Below are 20,590 nucleotides of genomic sequence, written 5' to 3' on the forward strand. Positions count from 1 at the left end.
GGTACCCGCCCGTGAAAACTGCTGTATCCCCCCTCCCTGCTGACCCCGACCCTGCTCCGTTGCACGACATCTGGATCGAAAAAGGCACCCCGGCCTTCATGAAAACCGTGCTGGCCCTGTTCAGCGGCGGCTTCGCCACCTTCGCCCTGCTGTACTGCGTGCAGCCGATGATGCCGCTGTTGTCGCAGGAGTTTTCGATCAATGCCGCGCAGAGCAGCCTGGTGTTGTCGGTATCGACCGGGATGCTGGCGTTCGGTTTGCTGGTCACCGGGCCGATCTCCGACCGCATCGGGCGCAAGCCGGTGATGGTGTTCGCGCTGCTCTGCGCTGCGTTATCGACCATGGTCAGCGCGGTGATGCCAACCTGGGAAGGTGTACTCGCCACACGGGCGCTGGTCGGCCTGTCGCTCAGCGGCCTGGCGGCAGTGGCGATGACCTACCTGAGCGAAGAGATCCACCCACAGCACATCGGCCTGGCCATGGGTTTGTACATTGGCGGCAACGCCATCGGCGGCATGAGCGGCCGGCTGATCACCGGCGTACTGATCGACTTCGTCAGCTGGCACACGGCAATGCTGACCATCGGAGGCCTGGCCCTGGGCGCGGCACTGGTGTTCTGGAAAGTGCTGCCCGAATCGCGCAACTTCCGCGCCCAGACGCTGCACCCGCGTAGCCTGCTGGACGGTTTCGTCATGCACTTCAAGGACGCCGGCCTGCCCTGGCTGTTCCTCGAAGCCTTCCTGCTGATGGGCGCCTTCGTCACCCTGTTCAACTACATCGGCTACCGCCTGCTGGCAGAGCCCTACCACATGAACCAGGCGCTGGTCGGCTTGCTCTCGGTGGTCTACCTGTCGGGTATCTACAGCTCGGCCCAAGTCGGCGCCCTGGCTGACAAACTGGGCCGGCGCAAGGTGTTCTGGGCCAGTATCCTGGTGATGGCGGGCGGCTTGCTGATGACCTTGGCATCACCGCTGGTGCTGGTGATCTTCGGCATGCTGGTGTTCACCTTCGGCTTCTTTGGCGCGCATTCGGTGGCCAGCAGCTGGATCGGCCGCCGGGCGCTGAAGGCCAAAGGGCAGGCCTCGTCGCTGTACCTGTTCTGCTATTACGCAGGGTCCAGTGTGGCCGGGACGGCCGGTGGGGTGTTCTGGCACCAGTGGGGCTGGAACGGGATCGGGCTGTTCATTGGCAGCTTGCTGGCGGTGGCGTTGCTAGTGGCATTGCGCTTGAGTCGCCTTCCGGCCAAAACCGCCTGAGCATTGAGGGGGATATCAATCGGGCAACTCCATCACGAAACGGGCTTGAAGCGCTTCACCTTCTCTTTGCAGCTGGATGTTGCTCAACTGCTCCACTTCTTGTTCAAGGCTGTGCAGCCAGCTGAGCACAGCTGCTGGCGGCCCCTGCAGGCTTATGTCCACTTGCCCGGCCCGGGTCTGCAGCCCGGTGACGGATATCCCCACCAGCCGGGCACTCTCACTCAAGCTGGCAGGCGTAGTCCGCCGAGCCACGCCACCCACGCGTACCGGCGCTCGGGTGACACGTTGCAGCAGCACCCCTATCTCATGCTCTCGCGTCAGCTTGCGCTCGGCCTCCTGTAGGCGTGCCTGGGCCGGTAGCCAGGCGAGTTGCCATACCAAGACCAAGGCCAGGCCCCACAATGCGGCCTTCAATAACGCCTTCCGGCCAGCAGGCACCTGCTGCCATTGGCGCGCCAACGCGTGATCCGCCCAACGTTTCATTCAGCCTCCTGCCACGAAAGCGTTGCCCGTACACCTTGCTCAGCTTGCCGGGCATGATCCATACCTACGCCGGGAAGGCGATCGCGCATCCGCTCAAGGTCGCTGAAACCCTGCGCAGCAACTTCGATGCGCCAGCCTTGCCCAGGGCTCGACTCTGCCCGCTCAAGGGTGACATTGCCGGCTTCGACCAGTTGCTCGGCAAACGATGCCAGCCGCTCCACTGAAGTCGATGGCTTTGGGCGATGTTCGAGCGCACTCACTCGAGCAGCCAGGTCAGGCCCCGAAGGCTGACCGGGAGCCCAACGCTCAAATGCCATTATGTTTTCCGCATGCTGTTGCGACGTGCGCTGAAGGAGCCACTCGGCACGCAGGTAGTCGGCAAGGCTGACCATCAGGAAAACCAGCACCAGAGCGCCAGCCAGCCTATGCCATGACGGCCCATTGCGACGCCGACGAAAATCGCCCTGGCGCAGATCGATAGCACCCGCACGCCCTTGCACCAAGGTATCGAGGGCACTGTTGATTTGCCGATTGTACAAAGGCGCTGCCACCTCCTGCGCCTCAGCCATCCACGGCATGCTGGGCAGATGGTGCGCCAGCACCTGAGCTGCTTGGGTGCTGACAGCAAGACGCGCGCCGCTGTAGCCACCGAGCAGCCATCTGCCCTCGAACCAAAGTGCGCACACCTCATCGCCTCCCAGCAGATCGGCGTCAACATGCACGGCAACGGGGTCGATGCCCTGCGTTTGCAGCAGCGAGATCATCTGCCGATATACCTCTAGCTCGATAGTGATCACCCTTCGGCACCCCTTCTCATCGGTGGCCCCGAACGCCAGATGAGAAGTTTCCAACGCAGTCGCCAACTGCTCCTCTGCGGCATAAGCCAGCGACTCGCGCCTGGGGCGCCTGCCCGGTACTGGCCCGATCACGCAGCTCCCGACCATTTCCATCGGCAGTATCGCCACCACTGCTGTACCTGCCAGTTCAGGCGGCAGGTTGCCAAGGTTCGTTCGGTACTCCAGGCCCTGAGCCGTGCGGATCAGTACTGGCCACGGTGTATCAGCTGTGGCCATGCCCTCAGCGAGGAGAAACAGAAAAACTTCACTCATCTGGCTTGAGCTCCGGCTGTGCAGAAAAAACACGACGAACCACGCGGACCTGGTGGGTGTTCGGGTCGATTTCCATATCGCTGTAGAGGTACATAAGCCTGCTTCCCAGCGCTGCCTGCACCTCCAGCCGAAACCACCGGCTCGTCGTGGTCAGGCCATGGCTTTGGATGCCAAGGCTGTCAAGTTGAGGGAGAGCCAAAAAGCTCTGGACGTTGGCGTAGCCCTCCTCTGGCCGCGCCTCTACCAGACGCTGTGCAACCGACGGATCCACCCCCTCGAGCAGCCCGAGCATTCGTGCTGGGGCTGTGTTTATGTTCAGCGCGGCGCTGGGCGGTAGCGCCACGACCCATGGCAGCAAACGTGCCATCGATTCAGCGCTGAAACCTGGCAGGGCCCGCAACTGGGTAGGGTCAAGCAGTGGCTGGCCAGCCAATGCATCCAGCGCTGGCGGCTCGATCTGCAGTGAACGGCATAGGCGCTGCCAGCGCTTGAGCAACACCGGGTCGAGGGTTTTTCGCGCAGTCAACGCAGCCAGGTTGAACCGGCCCGAGAGATCTTCCAGGCGCAGCTGTACGCGCCCCTCATGCAAAGCCAGCGCACGGCTGCGCGCCCACGGCTGGCCGCCATGGGTCACTTGCAGCAAGGCGTCACTCTGCTGTCTGAGTTCGCCCAGGGCGTGACGCTCGCCGGCATAAGCGAGCTGCAGCAGGCGCGAAGCCTCGATTTGCTGCCGTATGCCCCCCATCAGGCCCTGATGGCTGCGCAACATGCCGCTGACCATAAGGGTCAACAGGGTCATTACCAGTAACACCGTGATCAGCGCCACGCCTTGCTGCCGAGCGCTCCTCACAGGCTGCTCCCCGCCAGCGGCAGCACCCGGCGTATTGCCTGCAAGCGCTCGGTCGACAGTGTTATTTCCAGCGCTTGCGGAGGGTTTGCTTGACCCGTCGGCCAGCTGGACCGCCACCCGACGCCGGGAACATGCAGCCGCCAACGCAATTCGACGACACCTTCGAGCAGGCGCTGAGGCCGTCCCTGGCCTTGCTCGAGCGTGCGACGCTGACGCCACAGCACACCGTCCGCGAGCCAATACTCGACAACTCTCAGATCACTGCGTGGCAGCGGCTGACTGTCGCGCTCCGCACCCAATAGCCAGCCTACCCGCTGTTTTTCCAGCGTCACACCAAAGCCTGCTCGCTTGCTCTTCGGTGTTGGCCAGTAGCTCTGCAGGGCATCACGCTGCATTACGCTCATTGCCCGCCCCAACGCCTGCAACTCGTCGGCCTGCAGCTGACGCACATCGTCGGCTCGCACCAACGCATTCAGCACCAGGCTGCTACCTGTTGCCAGCAGAGCAAAGATGGCCAGCGCCAGCAGCAGTTCCAGCAGGGTAAAACCCCGCTCGCCACGTTTGGCAGAGTCACTGCGCGGCATCCGCTGCCTCCAGCCAACCAGTGGCCTGGTGCAGTGGCTGGCGATCAGCAGCCAGGCCTACACGCACGTTTACTTCGACGAGGCGGTGATCTGCAAGACGCCGCCTGGATTCAGTTACAACCCAGATGCGTTGATCGAAACTTATCTCCAGCGTGCGGCGCCCTGTGGGCGGGGGGGCCAGCAAGCGCAGTTCGGTTAAGTGATTATCGGCGATCCAACTTGCAAATAACCGGTCCCGAACGCCTTGCGACTGCGCCAGGACATGCTGACTGGCCGAGGTCACCGCCGCAGCCAGCACAGCGAAAACTGACAACGCCACCAACACCTCCAGCAGGGTGAACCCGCGCTCAGCGCTCGAGCCAGGGGTCATTGAGGCCGTCGCTCGTAATGGAGGCCAGGCGAACGCCGGCATCATGGAAATACAACGAAAAAGGTGTGTACTCATCGTTGCTGGCAAATACCAGTTGCGCACCGCTGCCTTGCCCGTGGACGGGTACCGCCAACCCGTCGATTTCCAATTGCAGGTCCAGCTCGAGCGCACGCCGCTGGCCCGCCGCCGCCCAGTGCTGGCCCGAACGCATCATCAATTGATAGCCGTTGGTATCGACACGAAGCCCATACTCTATTGCCTCTAGCACTGCTTGTTGCCTGGCATGCTGTACCAACTGCATGAGCAAGCCGGCTTCCCGATACGCCAACCGCTGTCGATCACCGCCACCCACCAGCCCCGCCATGCCCAAGGCAATGCCTGCCAGCAGCATCACCAGCAACAGTTCCAGGAGGGTGAAGCCCCGCGAGTGTCGTGGGGTCATTCGGCCCAATTTCCGATATCCGCGTCCGCGTCTTCACCACCTGGCTGGCTATCGGCCCCCAGTGAGAACAGGTCGAAGCCCTGGCCTGAACGCGTGCCGGGGTTGGCATACTGATAGGGCAAGCCCCAGGGGTCGGAAGCTGCGCTCTTCAGGTAGCCCTGGTTATTCCACTGGCGCGGCAGCGGGGCCACGGTCGGCCGCTTGACTAGCGCTTCAAGGCCTTGGGCGGTAGTCGGATATCGCCCGTTATCCAGGCGATAAATTTCCAGTGCAGTGGAAATGGATTGTATGTCGGTGCGGGCGGCCGTTAGTTTGGCGTGGTCGGGGCGGCTCATCACGTTCGGTAGCACCAGCGCACCCAGCACGCCCAGTATGATGACCACAACCATGATTTCGATAAGCGTGAAGCCGCGTTGCAAGCGCCGTGCAGTGCCGAAGGACATATCAGTTAACCAGTTGATTGAGGTTGAGAATGGGGAGCAGGATGGCCAGCACGATGAACAGCACGATGCCACCCATTACCAGCAGCATCAGTGGTTCGCACAGGCTCACCAGCAGCGAGATCCGCCCGGCGAGTTGTTTTTCCTGCAGGTCGGCGGCGCGTTCGAGCATGTTTTCAAGCTCCCCTGCCCGCTCGCCGCTGGCAATCATGTGCAACATCAGCGCAGGCAATGCCTCGCTGCGCGCCAGGCTGCTGGCCAAGGTCGCGCCCTCGGCGACTTCACCGACGGCTACCTGCAAACGTTCGCGCAACACCAGGTTGCTGACCACGCCTGCGCCGATGCCCATCGCCTCGACCAGCACCACCCCGCTTCTGCCGAGGATCGCCAAGGTGCTGACAAAACGCGCGGCGTCACTGGTGCGCACCAGTTCGGCAAAGCCCGGCAAACGCAACGCAACCGCATGCCAATGCCTTCTTCTGGCCGGCGCACGAAGCCCCAGGGCAATCGCGGCAACCAGCAGCAGAAGCAGCAACAGGGCCAGCACGCCATAGCGGCCGGTCGCATCGCTGAGTGCGATCAGTACCTGAGTCGCCAGTGGCAACTGGGCATGGTCGCGGGCAAATGCCTGCACCACGTCTGGCACCACATAACCGAGCAGAAAACCTACGACCAGTAGCGAAACGGTCATCAAGATCAATGGATAGACCATCGCCAACTGCACCTTCTGGCGCAGGGCCTGCTGGTTTTCACCATGACTGGCCAGCCGTTCGAGCACACCCGCCAGGTCTCCCGAACGCTCGGCCGCCGCTACAGTCGCGCGATACACGACCGGGAATGCCAATGGGTAACGTGCCAGTGCATCGGCCAGGGTATTGCCTTCGGCTACCCGCTCGGCTACTCCCAGCATCACCTGCCTGACCTGACGTTGGTTCTTCTGCACCGCCACAGCGTGCAGAGCCTCGGTCAGCGGCATACCGGCCTGAAGCAAAGTCGCCAGTTGCCGGGTCAACAGGCAACGACGCGCGAGGCTCAAACCGTAGACACGTCGTGCTGCTGCAAAGGGCGTTTGCCGCTGAAGCTCGATCATCAACACCTGCAGGCCCTGCTCGCGCAATTGCTGCCTCGCCTGACGCGCATTGGCGGCCTCCAGCGTGCCGCGCTGGCGAACGCCGCTGGCACTCTGGGCCTGGTAACGGAAAACAGTCATGCTCAATCCTGGCCCGTCACACGCAGCAGTTCTTCGACACTGGTCTGGCCTTGGCACACCCGCTGGACGCCATGCTGGAAAAGGCTTGGAGTGTCGAGACTTATCAGCTCACGCATTTGCGCCTGCGAAGCGCCGACATGGATGGCCTGAGCCAACGCTGGGTTGACCACAACCATTTCATGCAGGGCCACTCGACCGCTGTAGCCCATCTGGCACTCGTCACACCCCACAGCCTTGTAGAGCTGCCTCGGTAGTGCGTGAGGGTTACCCAAGGCGCTCGCTGTGCCGTCATCCACTGTGTAGGCCGCTTTGCAATGCGGGCACAGCACTCGCACCAACCGCTGGGCCATGACCCCGGCCAGGGATGACGCTAGCAGGCAGGTGTCGACGCCCATGTCAGCCAACCGCGAGATGGCGCCCAGGGCGCTGTTGGTGTGCAGGGTCGAGAGCACCAGATGCCCCGTCAGCGATGCCTGCACGGCGATATCGGCAGTTTCACGATCCCGGATCTCGCCCACCATCACCACATCCGGATCCTGACGGAGGATGGCCCGCAAACCACGAGAAAAGGACATCTCGACCTTGGGGTTGACCTGGGTCTGGCCGATGCCGGGCAGGTGATATTCGATCGGGTCTTCGACCGTAAGGATGTTACGCGACTCTTGGTTGAGCACCGAAAGCGCCGTGTACAGCGTGGTCGTCTTGCCTGAGCCTGTCGGCCCGGTAACCAGGAAAATGCCATGGGGTTTTTCCAGCATGCCCATGAAGCCGCTGCGCACCGAAGCCTGCATCTGCATATGTTCCACATCAAGACGCACGGCCTGTTTGTCCAGCAAACGCAGGACCACACGCTCGCCATGGGCGGCCGGCAGCGTCGAGACCCGTACATCTACTTCATGGCCTGCCAGGCGCAGGCCGATACGGCCATCCTGCGGCACGCGCTTTTCGGCAATATCCAGGCGCGCCATGACTTTGATTCGTGACACCAATAAAGCGGCCAACGCCCTTGGCGGCGTCAACACTTCACGCATAACCCCATCAATACGCATGCGAACCCGCAATTGCTGTTCAAAGGTTTCCAAATGAATGTCCGACGCTCGCGACCTCACAGCCTCGCTGAGCAATGCGTTAAGCAAGCGGATGATTGGCGCATCGTCCTGTTGGTCGAGCAAGTCGCTGGTCTGCGGCAAGGCTTCGGCCAAGCTGGACAGGTCGATCTGCTGATCAAGGCCTTGAATCACCGTCTGCGCTGCGTCCTGGGCGCTGCCGTAACAAACGGCGAGGCGTTTGGCGAACTCGCCTTCATCCACCATCTTCAGAGGCCAGTGCCTACCGACCAAGCGCGTAGCCTCGGAGAGTGCCTCCAGCGATGCATTGTCCCGCATCAGCAAGCTAGCCTGCGCCGCCTGCTGGTCCAGGAGGATGCCGTGACGCCGGGCGAAGTGAAACGGCAATAGCGTTTTCAAGAGCCGGCCCCTTGCGCATTTGGCAAGCGCCGACCCTCGAACAGCTGCTGGGGGTCCTGGGGGACGTTCGACGGGTCAGCGGTGCGCACGTCATCATAAGCACGGCGCCCGGCTTCAATCAGATCGGCCTGGTCACGCAGAATGGTTGGCCGCAGAAAAACCATCAGGTTGGTCTTTTCCTGGGTGTCCCGGGTCCAACGAAACAAACCACCGACCCACGGTATGCGGCTGAGCAGCGGGACGCCCCGCTGTTCGGTGCGCACGCTGTCCTTGATCAAACCGCCGATCACGATGATCTCGCCGTCGGCAGCCAGAATGGTGCTCTTGAGGGTTCGCTTGTTGGTGATCAGGTCGTCCTCGACCACACTTGGCGCCAGTTCGGAGCTTTCCTGCTCAACTTCAAGGCGCAGGCTGCGGCCTTCGTTAATGTGAGGGCGCACCTTCAGGCTGATACCGATATCTTTGCGTTCGACCGTCGTGAACGGGTTGTCCGCACCGCTGCCAGATGTGGTGTAGGAGCCTGTCCGGAATGGCACGTTCTGCCCTACCAGGATGTGCGCCTCTTGGTTGTCGAGCGTCAACAGGCTTGGGGTGGAGAGCAAATTGCTACGGCTATTGCTGGCCAACGCAGAGACCAACAGGCCAAAACGGTCGGAGCCAATCGCCAGCGCCGCGCCACTGGGCAGTGCTTTTTCCGGGCCCAGCAGGTTCTCCCAGAAAGCACCGCTCTCAGGAAATGTCACCCCGCCTTTCAAGCTTCCGGTATTGATCCCCCACTGCAATCCCAGGGCTTCGTTGATGTCGCCACTGACTTCGACGATTGCCGCATGTATCAGTACCTGGGCGCGGGGCTGGTCCAGCTGCTCAATTATCTGTACCACGCTGCTCAAGGTCTGAGGCTCACCCAAAAGCACCAGGGCGTTTTGGCTGACGTCGGCCTTGATCATCGCCCCTGCAGCAAGCGGTTGGTCCAGAGTTTCGGTACCGGCCTTGCCATCCAGGCGCTTGCCTACCTCGCCTAGCATCTCGGCCAACTGCTCGGCATTGCCGTGCTGCAGGCGCACCACCCGCCAGTTTTGTGATGAAGCAGGTGCAGGCACGTCCAGGTCTCGGGTCAACTGCGCCAGGCGTTGTCGGGACTTGGCAGGGCCGAGAATAAGCAGGCGGTTACCGCGCGGGTCGGGCAACACCCGAACACCACTGTCTGGGCCACCGGCCGACGCCTCAACCACCGGCAACACATCAGTGGCCTGTGCGGTACGCAGGGTCACCAATTCGTAGTCATGTCGCTGGCCGCTGTCGAGTTGCGCGACCAAGGCGTGCAGGCGATCAAGGTTGGCCGCCGAATCGGTGACCACCAAGGCGTTGGCTGAACTGGACGGGCCGATGTAACCGTTGCTCGATACCAGTGGCCGCAGCAGCCCGGCCAGATCAGCGGCAACGCTACCAGAGAGGGTAAACACCCGGGTCGTAAACGCCGAAGGAATCTCATCGACCTGTTGATTAGCCCACGCCTTGGCTTCACTGGCTGGCAGCACCAGCAACCGATCCCCCTCGTTGACGGCGGCAAAGCCTTGCGCGTTAAGCACGGAGTAGAACAGCCGGCGTATCCCTTCGCGGTCGTGCGCTTCATTGGACAGCACGGTAATGCGGCCTTGAACACGGGGGTCGAGCACAATCGTCTGGTCAAGAATTGCCCCGACCTCGCGCACAACATCTCGTACATCGGCGTCGTTCATCGCCAGTTGCCAAGTAGGGGGTTCGGCTAATGCCATGGGGCCAGCCAGAACCAGGCAAGCACCGAAGACAGCGGCGCGCAGGTTGGTTTTGGAAATCATTGCACCTCCCGCAGCAGGCGGGGTGAATCAGCAGCAGCACGGCCGGATGTGGCGGTGCCGCCGGAGGGATGAAAGAGCGTGGCGTGGGCAGCGGAGAGCAGCAGGGTTTCTTCACGGCCACCTACCCACAGCGTAATCGAGCGCACGTCGATGCGGCGTAACACACTGCCGCCGGGCAGGCGGTCGCCAATCCGATAGACCCGCTCACCGTTGCCACTTGCAACCAGCGCACGGGCCTCGCCACGACTGGGGACCATGCACGCCTTGAGTACGAGCCCGGTCTGACTGGAGGCAGGCTCACCAGGCGCACTGAATCCGAACGCGAGCGACAGCGCTGCAGTAGGCATCGGTTGCTCCGGCATTGGGCTACGGGTTTGCACGCCTGCGTGCAAGGTTGGCTCGTCGATACCCGGGCGAGCAGTTTCGCGTACGCCCAGGATGACCACCGCTATCAGCAGCATCGCGACCCAGCCCAGGTTTGGGGAATGATTCATCGGTTCAAGGCAGCATCCGACGAACTATGCACCGCCCGCTTAGCTCATGGAGAATCACTGCACCCACGTGCAGCAGCACACCTAAAGCCAGCACTGCGCAGGCCGCGATATGCAAAGTGAACCAGGCCTCCAGCCAGAACGGATCGCTTAACAAAGGTGCCAAGGCAAACCAGGCGAAGACGTCTATAGGGCGGTCCATCATCAGTACACCGGACAACAGCACCACAGCGGTCACCCAGTACAAGCCTTCATGGACCACGTGGGCAATGAGCTGACCGGCAGGGTGTTCATGCACAGGGCTCGGCCGCGCGTTAACAAGGCGAACCAGCCAGCGCATCAGAAAAATCGGAATAAATAGCGTAGTCAGACTGACATTGAAGGAACCCACCAGATCAGCGGTTTCCTGCTCTACGTCGAAAAAGGCAACATAAAAACCTGTTACCAACGCCCAGCAAATTACCAAGGCCGAGACCCAGTGCAACAGGACCTGCTGCCAGCAGTACTTGTATTCTTGCATCGAAAATACCCAATAGGGCCTGGCAGCCCAGGACAGGCTGCCAGGCCCAACTCCGTCAGCGCTTGATCCAGGCGTCTTGCCAGTCGCTGCCTACACCAGGCTCATACTGCGTGGCACTTGTCGAATAGCTCTTGCACCAGCCCTCGTACGGGAACGGTTTGCACTCGAAGACTTCACCGGTCTTGGCCTGCAGTACACGAGTGCCCGCTTTATAGCTGGTGATCGATTGAGGGAACTCGAAGTCATAGCCATCTGCTCCGGCGGCTTTCAACTGAACCGAGCGTTCTTCCTGTAACAGTACTCGCCCGCTTTTGTTGACACCGACGACCTTGAGCAGATGTTCGCCTGCTCCGCTCGCGACCGGGAGAGCAATCGGGCTGGTGGTGGCATCCACGTCCTGGCGAACAAAGCCAACCTGCTGGTTGGCAGCGTCGAATAGACGCGTAGTGACCTGAAGTTTGCGGTTGGTCATTACGCTGAAGTCCAGGGTCGCTTTGCCTTCCGTCAAGGTGTAGTCGGGCTTCAGGCCATGCAGGTGCATATAGCTGTCATCGCCAGGCACCCCTTCGAAATCCAGCTGGTAGCCAGTAATGCCGGTCGTGGGTTTGGCATAAATGTTGTTGGCGCCCTGAACGGGCTTGATGTTGCCTTCTTCATCAATCTGGCCGGCCTGCACCAGGCTCTGGGTGTCACTGATACGCTTGGCAAGCTTGTACGACCAGTTCGGTGCGAGGGCTTCCTCGGCGTTCTCGATGTCAATGCTGACGCTGTATTGCGGGCTTTCGGAAGCATTCACGAAGGCGCGTGCCTTGACCTTGTCGCCGACTTGAAGGTCCCGATTTGGGGTGATGCTGCCTACCTGCGGCCATTCCGGTGCAGGCCCCCCATCGGCCTGGATATCCACATCCATGACATCGTGGAAAGCAGCTGTGGTGTCACCCACGGTCCAGAGCCCCAGTATCACGTGGTGCCCGGCACGATCTGCCGGCAGCGTGCACTGGTGTTTCTCAAGAGCCGGCCCTTTCATAGGCTGGCCATCACCTCGAGCGGGCTTACCATGGCCATCGACGGTGCAGAAAGGGGTTGTCTCAAATGCCTCACGACTCAAAGCCGCATTGGGATTCCAACCGGTTTTGGTGATGAAATATTCCCACTTGGTCGTAACGTGCCCAACTTCGTAGTACCAAGCGAAGGAAATCTGCCGGTCCTTAACAGGTGTCAGATGCCAGCGGCCAGCGGCTTGCTCATCGACGGGAGAGAAATCGGACCTGACGCCTCCACTGGCAATCTTGCCATCAGCAGGGCCTCTTTGCGGAAAGCCTTTTTCCGCTTCGCCGACCGATTGCGGTTCGTACATAGGTTGACCACAGTTAGCGTTCAACCCCAGTCGGCAGGCGTATGCCCGTGAAGGTGGTTCAGAGGTATAGCCATGGGCATTGGCTAATTGGGCATGCAAGCCAGCCCCAGCAATGGCTAGCCAGACACTGCTGGCGACGAGCTTTCGCAGCTCAGTTCTATTGTTCATCAGACGCTCCAGACGCTTGGTTAGGCAGTCAGGAGTGGCGCCTCCCGACAACGCGCCCAAGCCTAAAGATGCGTCCGTGGTCGTGATGTAGGAAAAAGCTGGCCAATCAGGAGATTGGCCATTTGATTCAATTGACGATTTCCACCATATCTACATCAACCTCCCGGCTCATCAGGTGCTTTTCCACTTCACCGGTCAGCTTGACCTTGGTCTTGTCATTGAACGGCGTCGGTGGCAAATCTTCATCGTCGATCTCGACGGTGATGGTGCCGGTGTTGTCTTTGAACTCGTACTTGTCGTCGTTGTTGACCTTCTTGGTCACAAAGCCTTGCAGCACCACCGGGGTGTCATCGGCTGCGTCGTTGGCGGCGGCGACCGTGGTGACCGATTGGGCACCCGGGCCGGTGTAGCCGGCGGCCAGGGCAGCGGTGCTCAAGAAAGGGGTAAGGATCAGTGCAAGGTAACGAGTTTTCATGATGATCGGGTCCTGTTTGGGTTTCGATGGGACCAGATTAGCGACGATCGCTGAATTGAAGCTTAACGCGATAAAAAACCGGCACAGAGGCCGGTTCGTTGTTGGGACATCAGATCACTGATGGTATTGCGCCGACAGTTCGTGCACAGCATTGATGAACACACCAGCGTGCTCCGGATCGACTTCCGGGGTAATGCCGTGGCCCAGGTTGAACACGTGGCCGGTGCCCTTGCCGTAGCTGGCGAGGATACGCGCGACTTCCTGGCGGATGGCCTCTGGCTTGGCATACAGCACGGTCGGGTCCATGTTGCCCTGCAGCGCCACCTTGTCACCCACACGGCGGCGGGCGTCGCCGATTTCGCAGGTCCAGTCCAGGCCCAGGGCGTCGGCACCGGCTTCGGCAATGCTTTCCAGCCACAGGCCGCCGTTCTTGGTGAAGAGGATCACCGGCACCTTGCGCCCTTCGTGCTCGCGGATCAGGCCGCTGACGATCTTGCGCATGTAGGCCAGGGAGAACTCCTGGTAAGCCGCCGCCGACAGGTTGCCACCCCAGGTGTCGAAGATCTGCACTGCCTGGGCACCCGCAAGGATCTGGCCGTTGAGGTAGCTGGTGACCGACTGGGCCAGCTTGTCCAGTAGCATATGCAGCGCTTGCGGGTTGTCGTAGGCCATCGCCTTGGTCTTGCGGAAGTCCTTGGACGAGCCGCCTTCGACCATGTAGGTGGCCAGGGTCCAAGGGCTGCCGGAGAAGCCGATCAGCGGCACGCGGCCATTGAGCTCGCGACGGATGGTGCTGACCGCGTCCATTACATAACCGAGGTCTTTCTGCGGATCAGGTACCTGCAGCGCCTCGATGTCGGCCGGGGTGCTGATGACCTTCTTGAAACGCGGGCCTTCGCCGGTCTCGAAGTACAGGCCAAGGCCCATGGCGTCGGGGATGGTGAGGATGTCCGAGAACAGGATCGCCGCATCCAGCGGGTAGCGGTCCAGCGGCTGCAGGGTGACCTCGCAGGCGAACTGCGGGTTCATGCACAGGCTCATGAAGTCGCCGGCCTTGGCGCGGCTGGCGCGGTATTCCGGCAGGTAGCGGCCGGCCTGGCGCATCATCCACACCGGGGTGACGTCTACGGGTTGCTTGAGCAGTGCACGCAGGAAACGATCGTTCTTCAGGGCAGTCATGTCGGCATCCGGCAAAAAAGTGCAGGCATTTTCTCAGACGCACAAAGAAAAGGCACGGCTGATTGCCGTGCCTTTTGTCTATCGGTATGTCCTGGATCAATAGATTTTGTATACAAAATCCAGTGCAACCTCAGACTTCGAGGTAATCCAGGATACCTTCGGCAGCCGTGCGGCCTTCGAAGATGGCGGTTACCACCAGGTCCGAACCGCGCACCATGTCGCCACCGGCGAAGATTTTCGGGTTGCTGGTCTGGTGCTTGAACTTGCCTTTCTCCGGTGCCACCACACGGCCCTGGCTGTCCATCTGGATGCCATGCTGCTCGAACCACGGTGCCGGGCTTGGGCGGAAGCCGAAAGCGATCACCACGGCGTCGGCCGGCAGGATCTCTTCGGAGCCGGGGATCGGCTCAGGGCTGCGGCGGCCGCGGGCATCCGGCTCGCCAAGACGAGTCTCTACGACTTTCACGCCTTCGACCTTGTCTTCGCCGACAATCGCAATGGGCTGGCGGTTATAGAGGAACTTCACGCCTTCTTCCTTGGCGTTCTTCACCTCTTTGCGCGAGCCGGGCATGTTGGCCTCGTCACGGCGATAGGCACACGTCACCGACTTGGCGCCCTGACGGATCGAGGTGCGGTTGCAGTCCATCGCGGTGTCGCCCCCGCCCAGTACCACGACCTTCTTGCCCTGCATGTCGACAAAGTCTTCCGGCGACTTTTCAAAGCCCAGGTTGCGGTTGACGTTGGCGATCAGGAAGTCCAGTGCGTCATGCACACCCGGCAGGTCTTCGCCCGGGAAACCGCCCTTCATGTAGGTGTAGGTGCCCATGCCCATGAACACGGCATCGTATTCGGCGAGCAGCTGCTCCATGGTGATGTCGGTACCCACCTCGGTGTTCAGGCGGAACTCGATGCCCATGCCGGTGAAGACTTCGCGGCGGTTGCTGAGCACGGTCTTTTCAAGCTTGAACTCGGGGATGCCAAAGGTCAGCAGGCCGCCGATTTCCGGGTTCTTGTCGAACACCACCGGGGTCACCCCAGCACGCACCAGCACGTCGGCACAGCCCAGGCCCGCCGGGCCGGCGCCGATGATGGCGACGCGCTTGCCGGTCGGTTTGACCTTGGACATGTCCGGGCGCCAGCCCATGGCGAAGGCGGTATCGGTGATGTACTTCTCCACCGAGCCGATGGTCACGGCGCCGAAGCCGTCGTTCAAGGTGCAGGCGCCCTCGCACAGGCGGTCTTGCGGGCACACGCGACCACAGACTTCCGGCAGGGTGTTGGTCTGATGCGACAGCTCGGCGGCTGCCAGGATGTTGCCTTCGGAAACCAGCTTCAACCAGTTGGGGATGAAGTTGTGCACCGGGCACTTCCACTCGCAATAGGGGTTACCGCAGCCCAGGCAACGGTGTGCCTGCTCCACGGACTGCTGTGGCTTGAAGGGTTCGTAGATCTCCACGAACTCCTTCTTGCGCTGGCGCAGCAGCTTTTTCTTCGGGTCCTTTCGGCCCACTTCGATGAACTGGAAGTCGTTACTCAGACGTTCAGCCATTTTTCAAAACCTCTTAACAGCAGCTGCAAGCTACGCGCTGCAAGCCGCAAGACGATCACTTAAGCCGGGCAAACCTCGAACTGCATTGACTTGCAGCTTGAGGCTTGCCACTTGCAGCTGTTTTTACTGCGGGTTGGCACGGGTGCTGGACAGCAGTTGCTTGAGGTTGGCCGCCTTCGGCTTGACCAGCCAGAAGCGCCGCACATAGTCGTCCAGGTTCTCGAAGAGCTCACGCCCCCACTCGCTGCCAGTCTCTTCCACGTATTCGCCAAGGACCCGCGCCAGGTGGCTGCGGTAGGCCTCCATCGCTTCACCACTGATGCGCTGGATTTCCACCAGTTCGTGGTTCAGCTTGTCGACGAAGCTGTTGTCCATGTCGAGCACGTAGGCGAAGCCGCCAGTCATGCCAGAACCGAAGTTGTAACCGGTCTTGCCCAAAACGCAGACAAAGCCGCCGGTCATGTATTCACAGCAGTGATCACCCGTACCCTCGACCACCGCGTGGGCGCCGGAGTTACGCACAGCGAAGCGCTCGCCCGCGGTGCCGGCGGCAAACAGCTTGCCGCCCGTGGCGCCGTACAGGCAGGTGTTGCCGACGATGGCGCTGTGCTGGGTTTCGAACGGGCTGCCGGCAGGCGGCACGATGGTCACCTTGCCACCGGTCATGCCTTTGCCGACGTAGTCGTTGGCGTCACCTTCCAGATACAGGTTCAGGCCACCGGCGTTCCACACGCCGAAGCTCTGGCCTGCAGTGCCCTTGAAGCGGAAGGTGATCGGCGACGCAGCCATACCCTGGTTGCCGTGCAGCTTGGCGATTTCGCCGGAGATGCGCGCACCAATGGAACGGTCGCAGTTGCAGATGTCGAGCGCGAACTCGCCACCGGCCTGGTCGCGAATGGCCGGCAGGGCCATCTCGACCATCTTCTCGGCCAACTCGCCCTTGTCGAACGGCGGGTTCTTGTCGACCTCGCAGAACTGCGGCTTGTCCGCCGGGATGTGCGAACTGCCCAGCAGCGGCGAGAGGTCCAGGTACTGCTGGCGCTCGGTATCACCCGGCAGCACGTCGAGCAGGTCGGTACGGCCGATCAGCTCGCCCAGGCTGCGCACGCCCAGCTTGGCCAGCCACTCGCGTGTTTCTTCGGCGACGAAGGTGAAGAAGTTGATCACCATGTCGACGGTGCCGATGTAGTGGTCCTTGCGCAGCTTGTCGTTCTGGGTGGCTACGCCGGTGGCGCAGTTGTTCAGGTGGCAGATGCGCAGGTACTTGCAGCCCAGGGCAATCATTGGCGCGGTGCCGAAGCCGAAGCTTTCGGCGCCGAGGATGGCTGCCTTGATCACATCGAGGCCGGTTTTCAGGCCGCCGTCGGTCTGTACCCGGACCTTGCCGCGCAGGTCGTTGCCACGCAGGGTCTGATGGGTTTCAGCCAGGCCCAGTTCCCACGGGGCGCCAGCGTACTTGATCGATGTCAGGGGCGAAGCACCGGTGCCACCGTCGTAACCGGAGATGGTGATCAGGTCGGCGTAGGCCTTGGCCACGCCAGCGGCGATGGTGCCAACGCCTGCCTCTGCCACCAGCTTGACCGATACCAATGCCTGCGGGTTGACCTGTTTGAGGTCGTAGATCAGCTGGGCAAGGTCTTCGATCGAATAGATGTCATGGTGCGGCGGCGGAGAGATCAGGGTCACGCCCGGTACCGCATAGCGCAGCTTGGCGATCAGGCCGTTGACCTTGCCCCCTGGCAACTGGCCGCCCTCACCGGGCTTGGCGCCCTGGGCAACTTTGATCTGCAGCACTTCGGCATTGACCAGGTATTCCGGGGTCACACCGAAGCGACCGGTGGCGACCTGCTTGATTTTCGAGCTGCGTACGGTGCCGTAGCGCGACGGGTCTTCACCGCCCTCACCGGAGTTGGAGCGCGCGCCCAGGCGGTTCATCGCCTCGGCCAAGGCTTCGTGGGCCTCTGGCGACAGTGCCCCCAGCGAGATACCCGCCGAGTCGAAGCGCTTGAGGATCGCCTCCAGCGGCTCGATCTGCTCCAGCGGCAGGGCCTGGTCGGCCACTTTCACTTTCAGCAGGTCGCGGATCATCGACACCGGGCGCTGGTCGACCAGCGTGGTGTATTCCTTGAATTTGGCGTAGTCGCCCTGCTGCACGGCAGCCTGCAGGGTATTGACCACGTCCGGGTTGTAGGCGTGGTATTCGCCACCGTGAACGAACTTGAGCAGGCCACCTTGCTGGATCGGCTTGCGCGCGCTCCAGGCTTCGGCGGCGAGCAGCTTCTGGTCGCCCTCGAGGTCGACGAAGCGCGCCCCCTTGATGCGGCTGGAAACGCCCTTGAAGCTCAGGCCGACCACTTCCTCGGCCAGGCCCACGGCTTCGAACAGCTGCGCGCCACGGTACGAGGCAACGGTGGAGATACCCATCTTCGACAGGATCTTCAGCAGGCCTTTGGAGATGCCTTTGCGGTAGTACTTGAAGACTTCATCCAGGTCGCCCAGCACCTCGCCGGTACGGATCAGGTCGGCCAGCACTTCATAGGCCAGGTACGGGTACACGGCGGAGGCGCCGAAGCCCAGCAGCACGGCGAAGTGGTGCGGATCGCGGGCGGTGGCGGTTTCGACCAGGATGTTGCTGTCGCAGCGCAGGCCCTTTTCGGTCAGGCGGTGGTGCACTGCGCCGACGGCGAACGAAGCGTGCACCGGCAGCTTGCCCGGGGCGATGTAACGGTCGCTCAGCACCAGTTGGGTCTTGCCGGCCCGCACCGCTTCTTCAGCCTGGTCGGCGATGTTGCGGATGGCAGCTTCCAGGCCGATGCTTTCCTCGTAGTTGAGGTCGATCAGCTGGCGGTCGAAGCCTTCACGCTCCAGGTTCATCAGCGAACGCCACTTGGCGGGCGAGATGACCGGCGAGCTGAGGATCACCCGCGAGGCGTGCTCCGGGGATTCCTGGAAGATGTTGCGCTCGGCGCCCAGGCAGATTTCCAGCGACATGACGATCGCTTCACGCAGCGGGTCGATCGGCGGGTTGGTCACCTGGGCGAACTGCTGGCGGAAGAAGTCGTACGGCGAACGCACGCGCTGCGACAGCACGGCCATCGGCGTGTCGTCGCCCATGGAGCCGACCGCTTCCTGGCCCTGCTCGCCGAGTGGGCGCAGTACCTGGTCACGCTCCTCGAAGGTAACCTGGAACATCTTCATGTATTGCTTGAGCTGGTCGCTGTCGTAGCTGGCAGCGCCCTGGTCGTCGGTCAGCGTCGCCTGAATGCGCAGGGCGTGCTGACGCAGCCAGCGCTTGTACGGGTGGCGCGACTTCAAGCGGTTATCGATGGCGTCGGTGTCGAGAATATGACCGGTCTCGGTGTCTACAGCCAGGATCTGACCAGGGCCGACACGGCCCTTGGCAACGACCTCCTCAGGCTTGTAACCCCATACGCCGATTTCCGAAGCGATGGTGATATAGCCATTGGTGGTGGTCACCCAGCGCGCCGGGCGCAGGCCGTTACGGTCGAGCAGGCAGACCGCATGACGGCCTTCGGTCATGACGATACCGGCCGGGCCATCCCACGGCTCCATGTGCATGGAGTTGTACTCGTAGAAGGCGCGCAGGTCGGCGTCCATGGTCTCGACGTTCTGCCAGGCTGGCGGTACCAGCATGCGCACGCCACGGAACAGGTCGATGCCGCCGGTGACCATCAGCTCGAGCATGTTGTCCATGCTCGAGGAGTCGGAGCCGACGCGGTTGACCAGCGGGCCGAGCTCTTCGAGGTCGGGGATCTGGTCGTTGGCGAACTTGGTACGACGGGCCATGGCCCAGTTACGGTTGCCGGTGATGGTGTTGATTTCGCCATTGTGGGCGAGGAAGCGGAACGGTTGCGCCAGCGGCCATTTCGGCAGGGTATTGGTGGAGAAGCGCTGGTGGAACACGCAGATCGCGGTTTGCAGGCGCTCGTCATCCAGGTCCGGGTAGAAGGCCGCGAGATCGCGCGGCATCATCAGGCCTTTGTAGATGATGGTCTTGTGCGAGAAGCTGCAGATGTAGTGGTCGGCGTCGTGGGCGTTGGCCACGGACGAACGGCGACGGGCACTGAACAGCTTGATGGCGAATTCCTGATCGCTCAGGCCTTCACCGCCGATGAACACCTGTTCGATCTGCGGCAGACGCTCCAGGGCCAGGCGGCCGAGCACGCTGGTGTCGATTGGCACTTTGCGCCAGCCAACCAGCGTAAGACCGGCAGCAAGGATTTCGCGATCCATGTTGGCGCGAGCGGCTTCGGCTTTAACCGGGTCCTGATTGAAGAACACCATGCCGACGGCATACTGCTTGGGCAGCTCGACCGCAAAGTGCTCCTGGGCCACGGCGCGCAGGAATTGATCAGGCTTCTGCATGAGCAGGCCGCAACCGTCACCGGTCTTGCCGTCGGCGTTGATTCCGCCGCGGTGGGTCATGCAAGTCAGTGCCTGCATGGCGGTTTGCAGAAGGTGGTGGCTGGGTTCACCCGTCATATGGGCGATCAGGCCAAAACCACAGTTGTCCTTGAATTCTTCGGGATGGTACAGACCTGTTTTCATAGACACTATCTCACCAGGTTCACCTCTCAACCGGAGGCAAATCTCTTTTTTAACAACCACTTACCATCCACGCCGATCAAATGCCAGCTTTTTTGCGGTGGCCATGGAAAACCATTGTTGCACAGCGACAGCGATGCCCACAAATTTTCATGTCTCACCATTGAAAATTTATGTCGCAATTTTGAATGTTTTTGCGCCATGCGCCGTGATAGCGGCTTGGCTAGAGTCTGAAGC

Annotated in this window: 18 protein-coding genes; 1 reads left to right on the forward strand and 17 read right to left on the reverse strand. The window is 61.6% G+C overall.

What is annotated here, in order from left to right:
* Positions 1–98 precede the first annotated feature (98 nt).
* A complete protein-coding gene (locus tag ACFY68_RS01590) occupies positions 99–1,256 on the forward strand; it encodes an MFS transporter (RefSeq protein ID WP_387523030.1) in 1,158 nt (385 codons plus the stop codon).
* 15 nt (positions 1,257–1,271) lie between these two features.
* Here the strand turns inward: ACFY68_RS01590 and gspM are convergent, their stop codons facing one another.
* From gspM to gltB, 17 genes are all read right to left on the reverse strand, one after another.
* Positions 1,272–1,739, reverse strand: coding sequence for a type II secretion system protein GspM (gspM, locus tag ACFY68_RS01595; RefSeq protein ID WP_387522782.1), 468 nt, complete (start codon positions 1,737–1,739; stop codon positions 1,272–1,274).
* Positions 1,736–2,848 carry a type II secretion system protein GspL gene (gspL, locus tag ACFY68_RS01600; RefSeq protein ID WP_387522784.1) on the reverse strand — a complete coding sequence of 371 codons (1,113 nt, stop codon included), beginning with the start codon at positions 2,846–2,848 and terminating at the stop codon, positions 1,736–1,738. The genes gspM and gspL overlap by 4 nt, the downstream gene beginning before the upstream one ends.
* Complete coding sequence (locus ACFY68_RS01605; RefSeq protein WP_387522786.1) at positions 2,841–3,698, reverse strand: general secretion pathway protein GspK; 858 nt, start codon at positions 3,696–3,698, stop codon at positions 2,841–2,843. Before ACFY68_RS01605 ends, gspL begins: the two co-directional genes overlap by 8 nt.
* Positions 3,695–4,282, reverse strand: coding sequence for a type II secretion system minor pseudopilin GspJ (gene gspJ, locus ACFY68_RS01610; RefSeq protein ID WP_387522788.1), 588 nt, complete (start codon positions 4,280–4,282; stop codon positions 3,695–3,697). The genes ACFY68_RS01605 and gspJ overlap by 4 nt, the downstream gene beginning before the upstream one ends.
* Positions 4,269–4,652, reverse strand: a complete 384-nt coding sequence (gspI, locus tag ACFY68_RS01615; protein ID WP_387522790.1) for a type II secretion system minor pseudopilin GspI — start codon at positions 4,650–4,652, stop codon at positions 4,269–4,271. Before gspI ends, gspJ begins: the two co-directional genes overlap by 14 nt.
* On the reverse strand, positions 4,630–5,094 hold the full coding sequence (gene gspH, locus ACFY68_RS01620; protein ID WP_387522792.1) for a type II secretion system minor pseudopilin GspH: 465 nt from the start codon (positions 5,092–5,094) through the stop codon (positions 4,630–4,632). The genes gspI and gspH overlap by 23 nt, the downstream gene beginning before the upstream one ends.
* Entirely contained in the window at positions 5,091–5,537 is a 447-nt protein-coding gene (gspG, locus tag ACFY68_RS01625; RefSeq protein WP_387522794.1) for a type II secretion system major pseudopilin GspG, read from the reverse strand. Before gspG ends, gspH begins: the two co-directional genes overlap by 4 nt.
* 1 nt (position 5,538) lies before the next feature.
* The gene (gene gspF, locus ACFY68_RS01630) at positions 5,539–6,744 is read right to left on the reverse strand and encodes a type II secretion system inner membrane protein GspF (RefSeq protein WP_387522795.1); all 1,206 of its coding nucleotides are present in this window, start codon (positions 6,742–6,744) and stop codon (positions 5,539–5,541) included.
* Positions 6,745–6,746: 2 nt separating this feature from the next.
* Entirely contained in the window at positions 6,747–8,210 is a 1,464-nt protein-coding gene (gene gspE / locus ACFY68_RS01635; protein WP_387522797.1) for a type II secretion system ATPase GspE, read from the reverse strand.
* Positions 8,207–10,048 carry a type II secretion system secretin GspD gene (gene gspD, locus ACFY68_RS01640; RefSeq protein ID WP_387522799.1) on the reverse strand — a complete coding sequence of 614 codons (1,842 nt, stop codon included), beginning with the start codon at positions 10,046–10,048 and terminating at the stop codon, positions 8,207–8,209. The genes gspE and gspD overlap by 4 nt, the downstream gene beginning before the upstream one ends.
* A complete protein-coding gene (locus tag ACFY68_RS01645; RefSeq protein ID WP_387522801.1) occupies positions 10,045–10,542 on the reverse strand; it encodes a type II secretion system protein N in 498 nt (165 codons plus the stop codon). The genes gspD and ACFY68_RS01645 overlap by 4 nt, the downstream gene beginning before the upstream one ends.
* Before the next feature lie 4 nt (positions 10,543–10,546).
* Positions 10,547–11,059, reverse strand: coding sequence for a cytochrome b/b6 domain-containing protein (locus ACFY68_RS01650; RefSeq protein ID WP_387522802.1), 513 nt, complete (start codon positions 11,057–11,059; stop codon positions 10,547–10,549).
* Positions 11,060–11,114: 55 nt separating this feature from the next.
* Entirely contained in the window at positions 11,115–12,584 is a 1,470-nt protein-coding gene (gene gbpA, locus ACFY68_RS01655; RefSeq protein ID WP_387522804.1) for an N-acetylglucosamine-binding protein GbpA, read from the reverse strand.
* Positions 12,585–12,711: 127 nt separating this feature from the next.
* On the reverse strand, positions 12,712–13,059 hold the full coding sequence (locus ACFY68_RS01660; RefSeq protein WP_387522805.1) for a NirD/YgiW/YdeI family stress tolerance protein: 348 nt from the start codon (positions 13,057–13,059) through the stop codon (positions 12,712–12,714).
* A 114-nt stretch (positions 13,060–13,173) separates the two neighbouring features.
* Complete coding sequence (hemE, locus tag ACFY68_RS01665; protein ID WP_346614146.1) at positions 13,174–14,238, reverse strand: uroporphyrinogen decarboxylase; 1,065 nt, start codon at positions 14,236–14,238, stop codon at positions 13,174–13,176.
* 130 nt (positions 14,239–14,368) lie between these two features.
* Complete coding sequence (locus ACFY68_RS01670; RefSeq protein WP_099430676.1) at positions 14,369–15,787, reverse strand: FAD-dependent oxidoreductase; 1,419 nt, start codon at positions 15,785–15,787, stop codon at positions 14,369–14,371.
* 123 nt (positions 15,788–15,910) lie between these two features.
* On the reverse strand, positions 15,911–20,356 hold the full coding sequence (gltB, locus tag ACFY68_RS01675; RefSeq protein WP_387522807.1) for a glutamate synthase large subunit: 4,446 nt from the start codon (positions 20,354–20,356) through the stop codon (positions 15,911–15,913).
* Positions 20,357–20,590 lie beyond the last annotated feature (234 nt).

Source organism: Pseudomonas sp. NPDC012596, from assembly GCF_042902325.1.
Lineage (GTDB): Bacteria > Pseudomonadota > Gammaproteobacteria > Pseudomonadales > Pseudomonadaceae > Aquipseudomonas.

Coding starts and splice junctions, on each gene's coding strand:
- gspL (WP_387522784.1), bottom strand. CDS start 2,848: ATGAGTGAAGTTTTTCTGTTTCTCCTCGCTGAGGGCATGGCCACAGCT.
- gspJ (WP_387522788.1), bottom strand. CDS start 4,282: ATGCCGCGCAGTGACTCTGCCAAACGTGGCGAGCGGGGTTTTACCCTG.
- hemE (WP_346614146.1), bottom strand. CDS start 14,238: ATGACTGCCCTGAAGAACGATCGTTTCCTGCGTGCACTGCTCAAGCAA.
- ACFY68_RS01590 (WP_387523030.1), top strand. CDS start 99: ATGAAAACCGTGCTGGCCCTGTTCAGCGGCGGCTTCGCCACCTTCGCC.
- ACFY68_RS01645 (WP_387522801.1), bottom strand. CDS start 10,542: ATGAATCATTCCCCAAACCTGGGCTGGGTCGCGATGCTGCTGATAGCG.
- gspM (WP_387522782.1), bottom strand. CDS start 1,739: ATGAAACGTTGGGCGGATCACGCGTTGGCGCGCCAATGGCAGCAGGTG.
- gspH (WP_387522792.1), bottom strand. CDS start 5,094: ATGACCCCACGACACTCGCGGGGCTTCACCCTCCTGGAACTGTTGCTG.
- ACFY68_RS01670 (WP_099430676.1), bottom strand. CDS start 15,787: ATGGCTGAACGTCTGAGTAACGACTTCCAGTTCATCGAAGTGGGCCGA.
- ACFY68_RS01660 (WP_387522805.1), bottom strand. CDS start 13,059: ATGAAAACTCGTTACCTTGCACTGATCCTTACCCCTTTCTTGAGCACC.
- gspI (WP_387522790.1), bottom strand. CDS start 4,652: ATGACCCCTGGCTCGAGCGCTGAGCGCGGGTTCACCCTGCTGGAGGTG.
- gspG (WP_387522794.1), bottom strand. CDS start 5,537: ATGTCCTTCGGCACTGCACGGCGCTTGCAACGCGGCTTCACGCTTATC.
- gltB (WP_387522807.1), bottom strand. CDS start 20,356: ATGAAAACAGGTCTGTACCATCCCGAAGAATTCAAGGACAACTGTGGT.
- ACFY68_RS01650 (WP_387522802.1), bottom strand. CDS start 11,059: ATGCAAGAATACAAGTACTGCTGGCAGCAGGTCCTGTTGCACTGGGTC.
- gbpA (WP_387522804.1), bottom strand. CDS start 12,584: ATGAACAATAGAACTGAGCTGCGAAAGCTCGTCGCCAGCAGTGTCTGG.
- gspD (WP_387522799.1), bottom strand. CDS start 10,048: ATGATTTCCAAAACCAACCTGCGCGCCGCTGTCTTCGGTGCTTGCCTG.
- gspF (WP_387522795.1), bottom strand. CDS start 6,744: ATGACTGTTTTCCGTTACCAGGCCCAGAGTGCCAGCGGCGTTCGCCAG.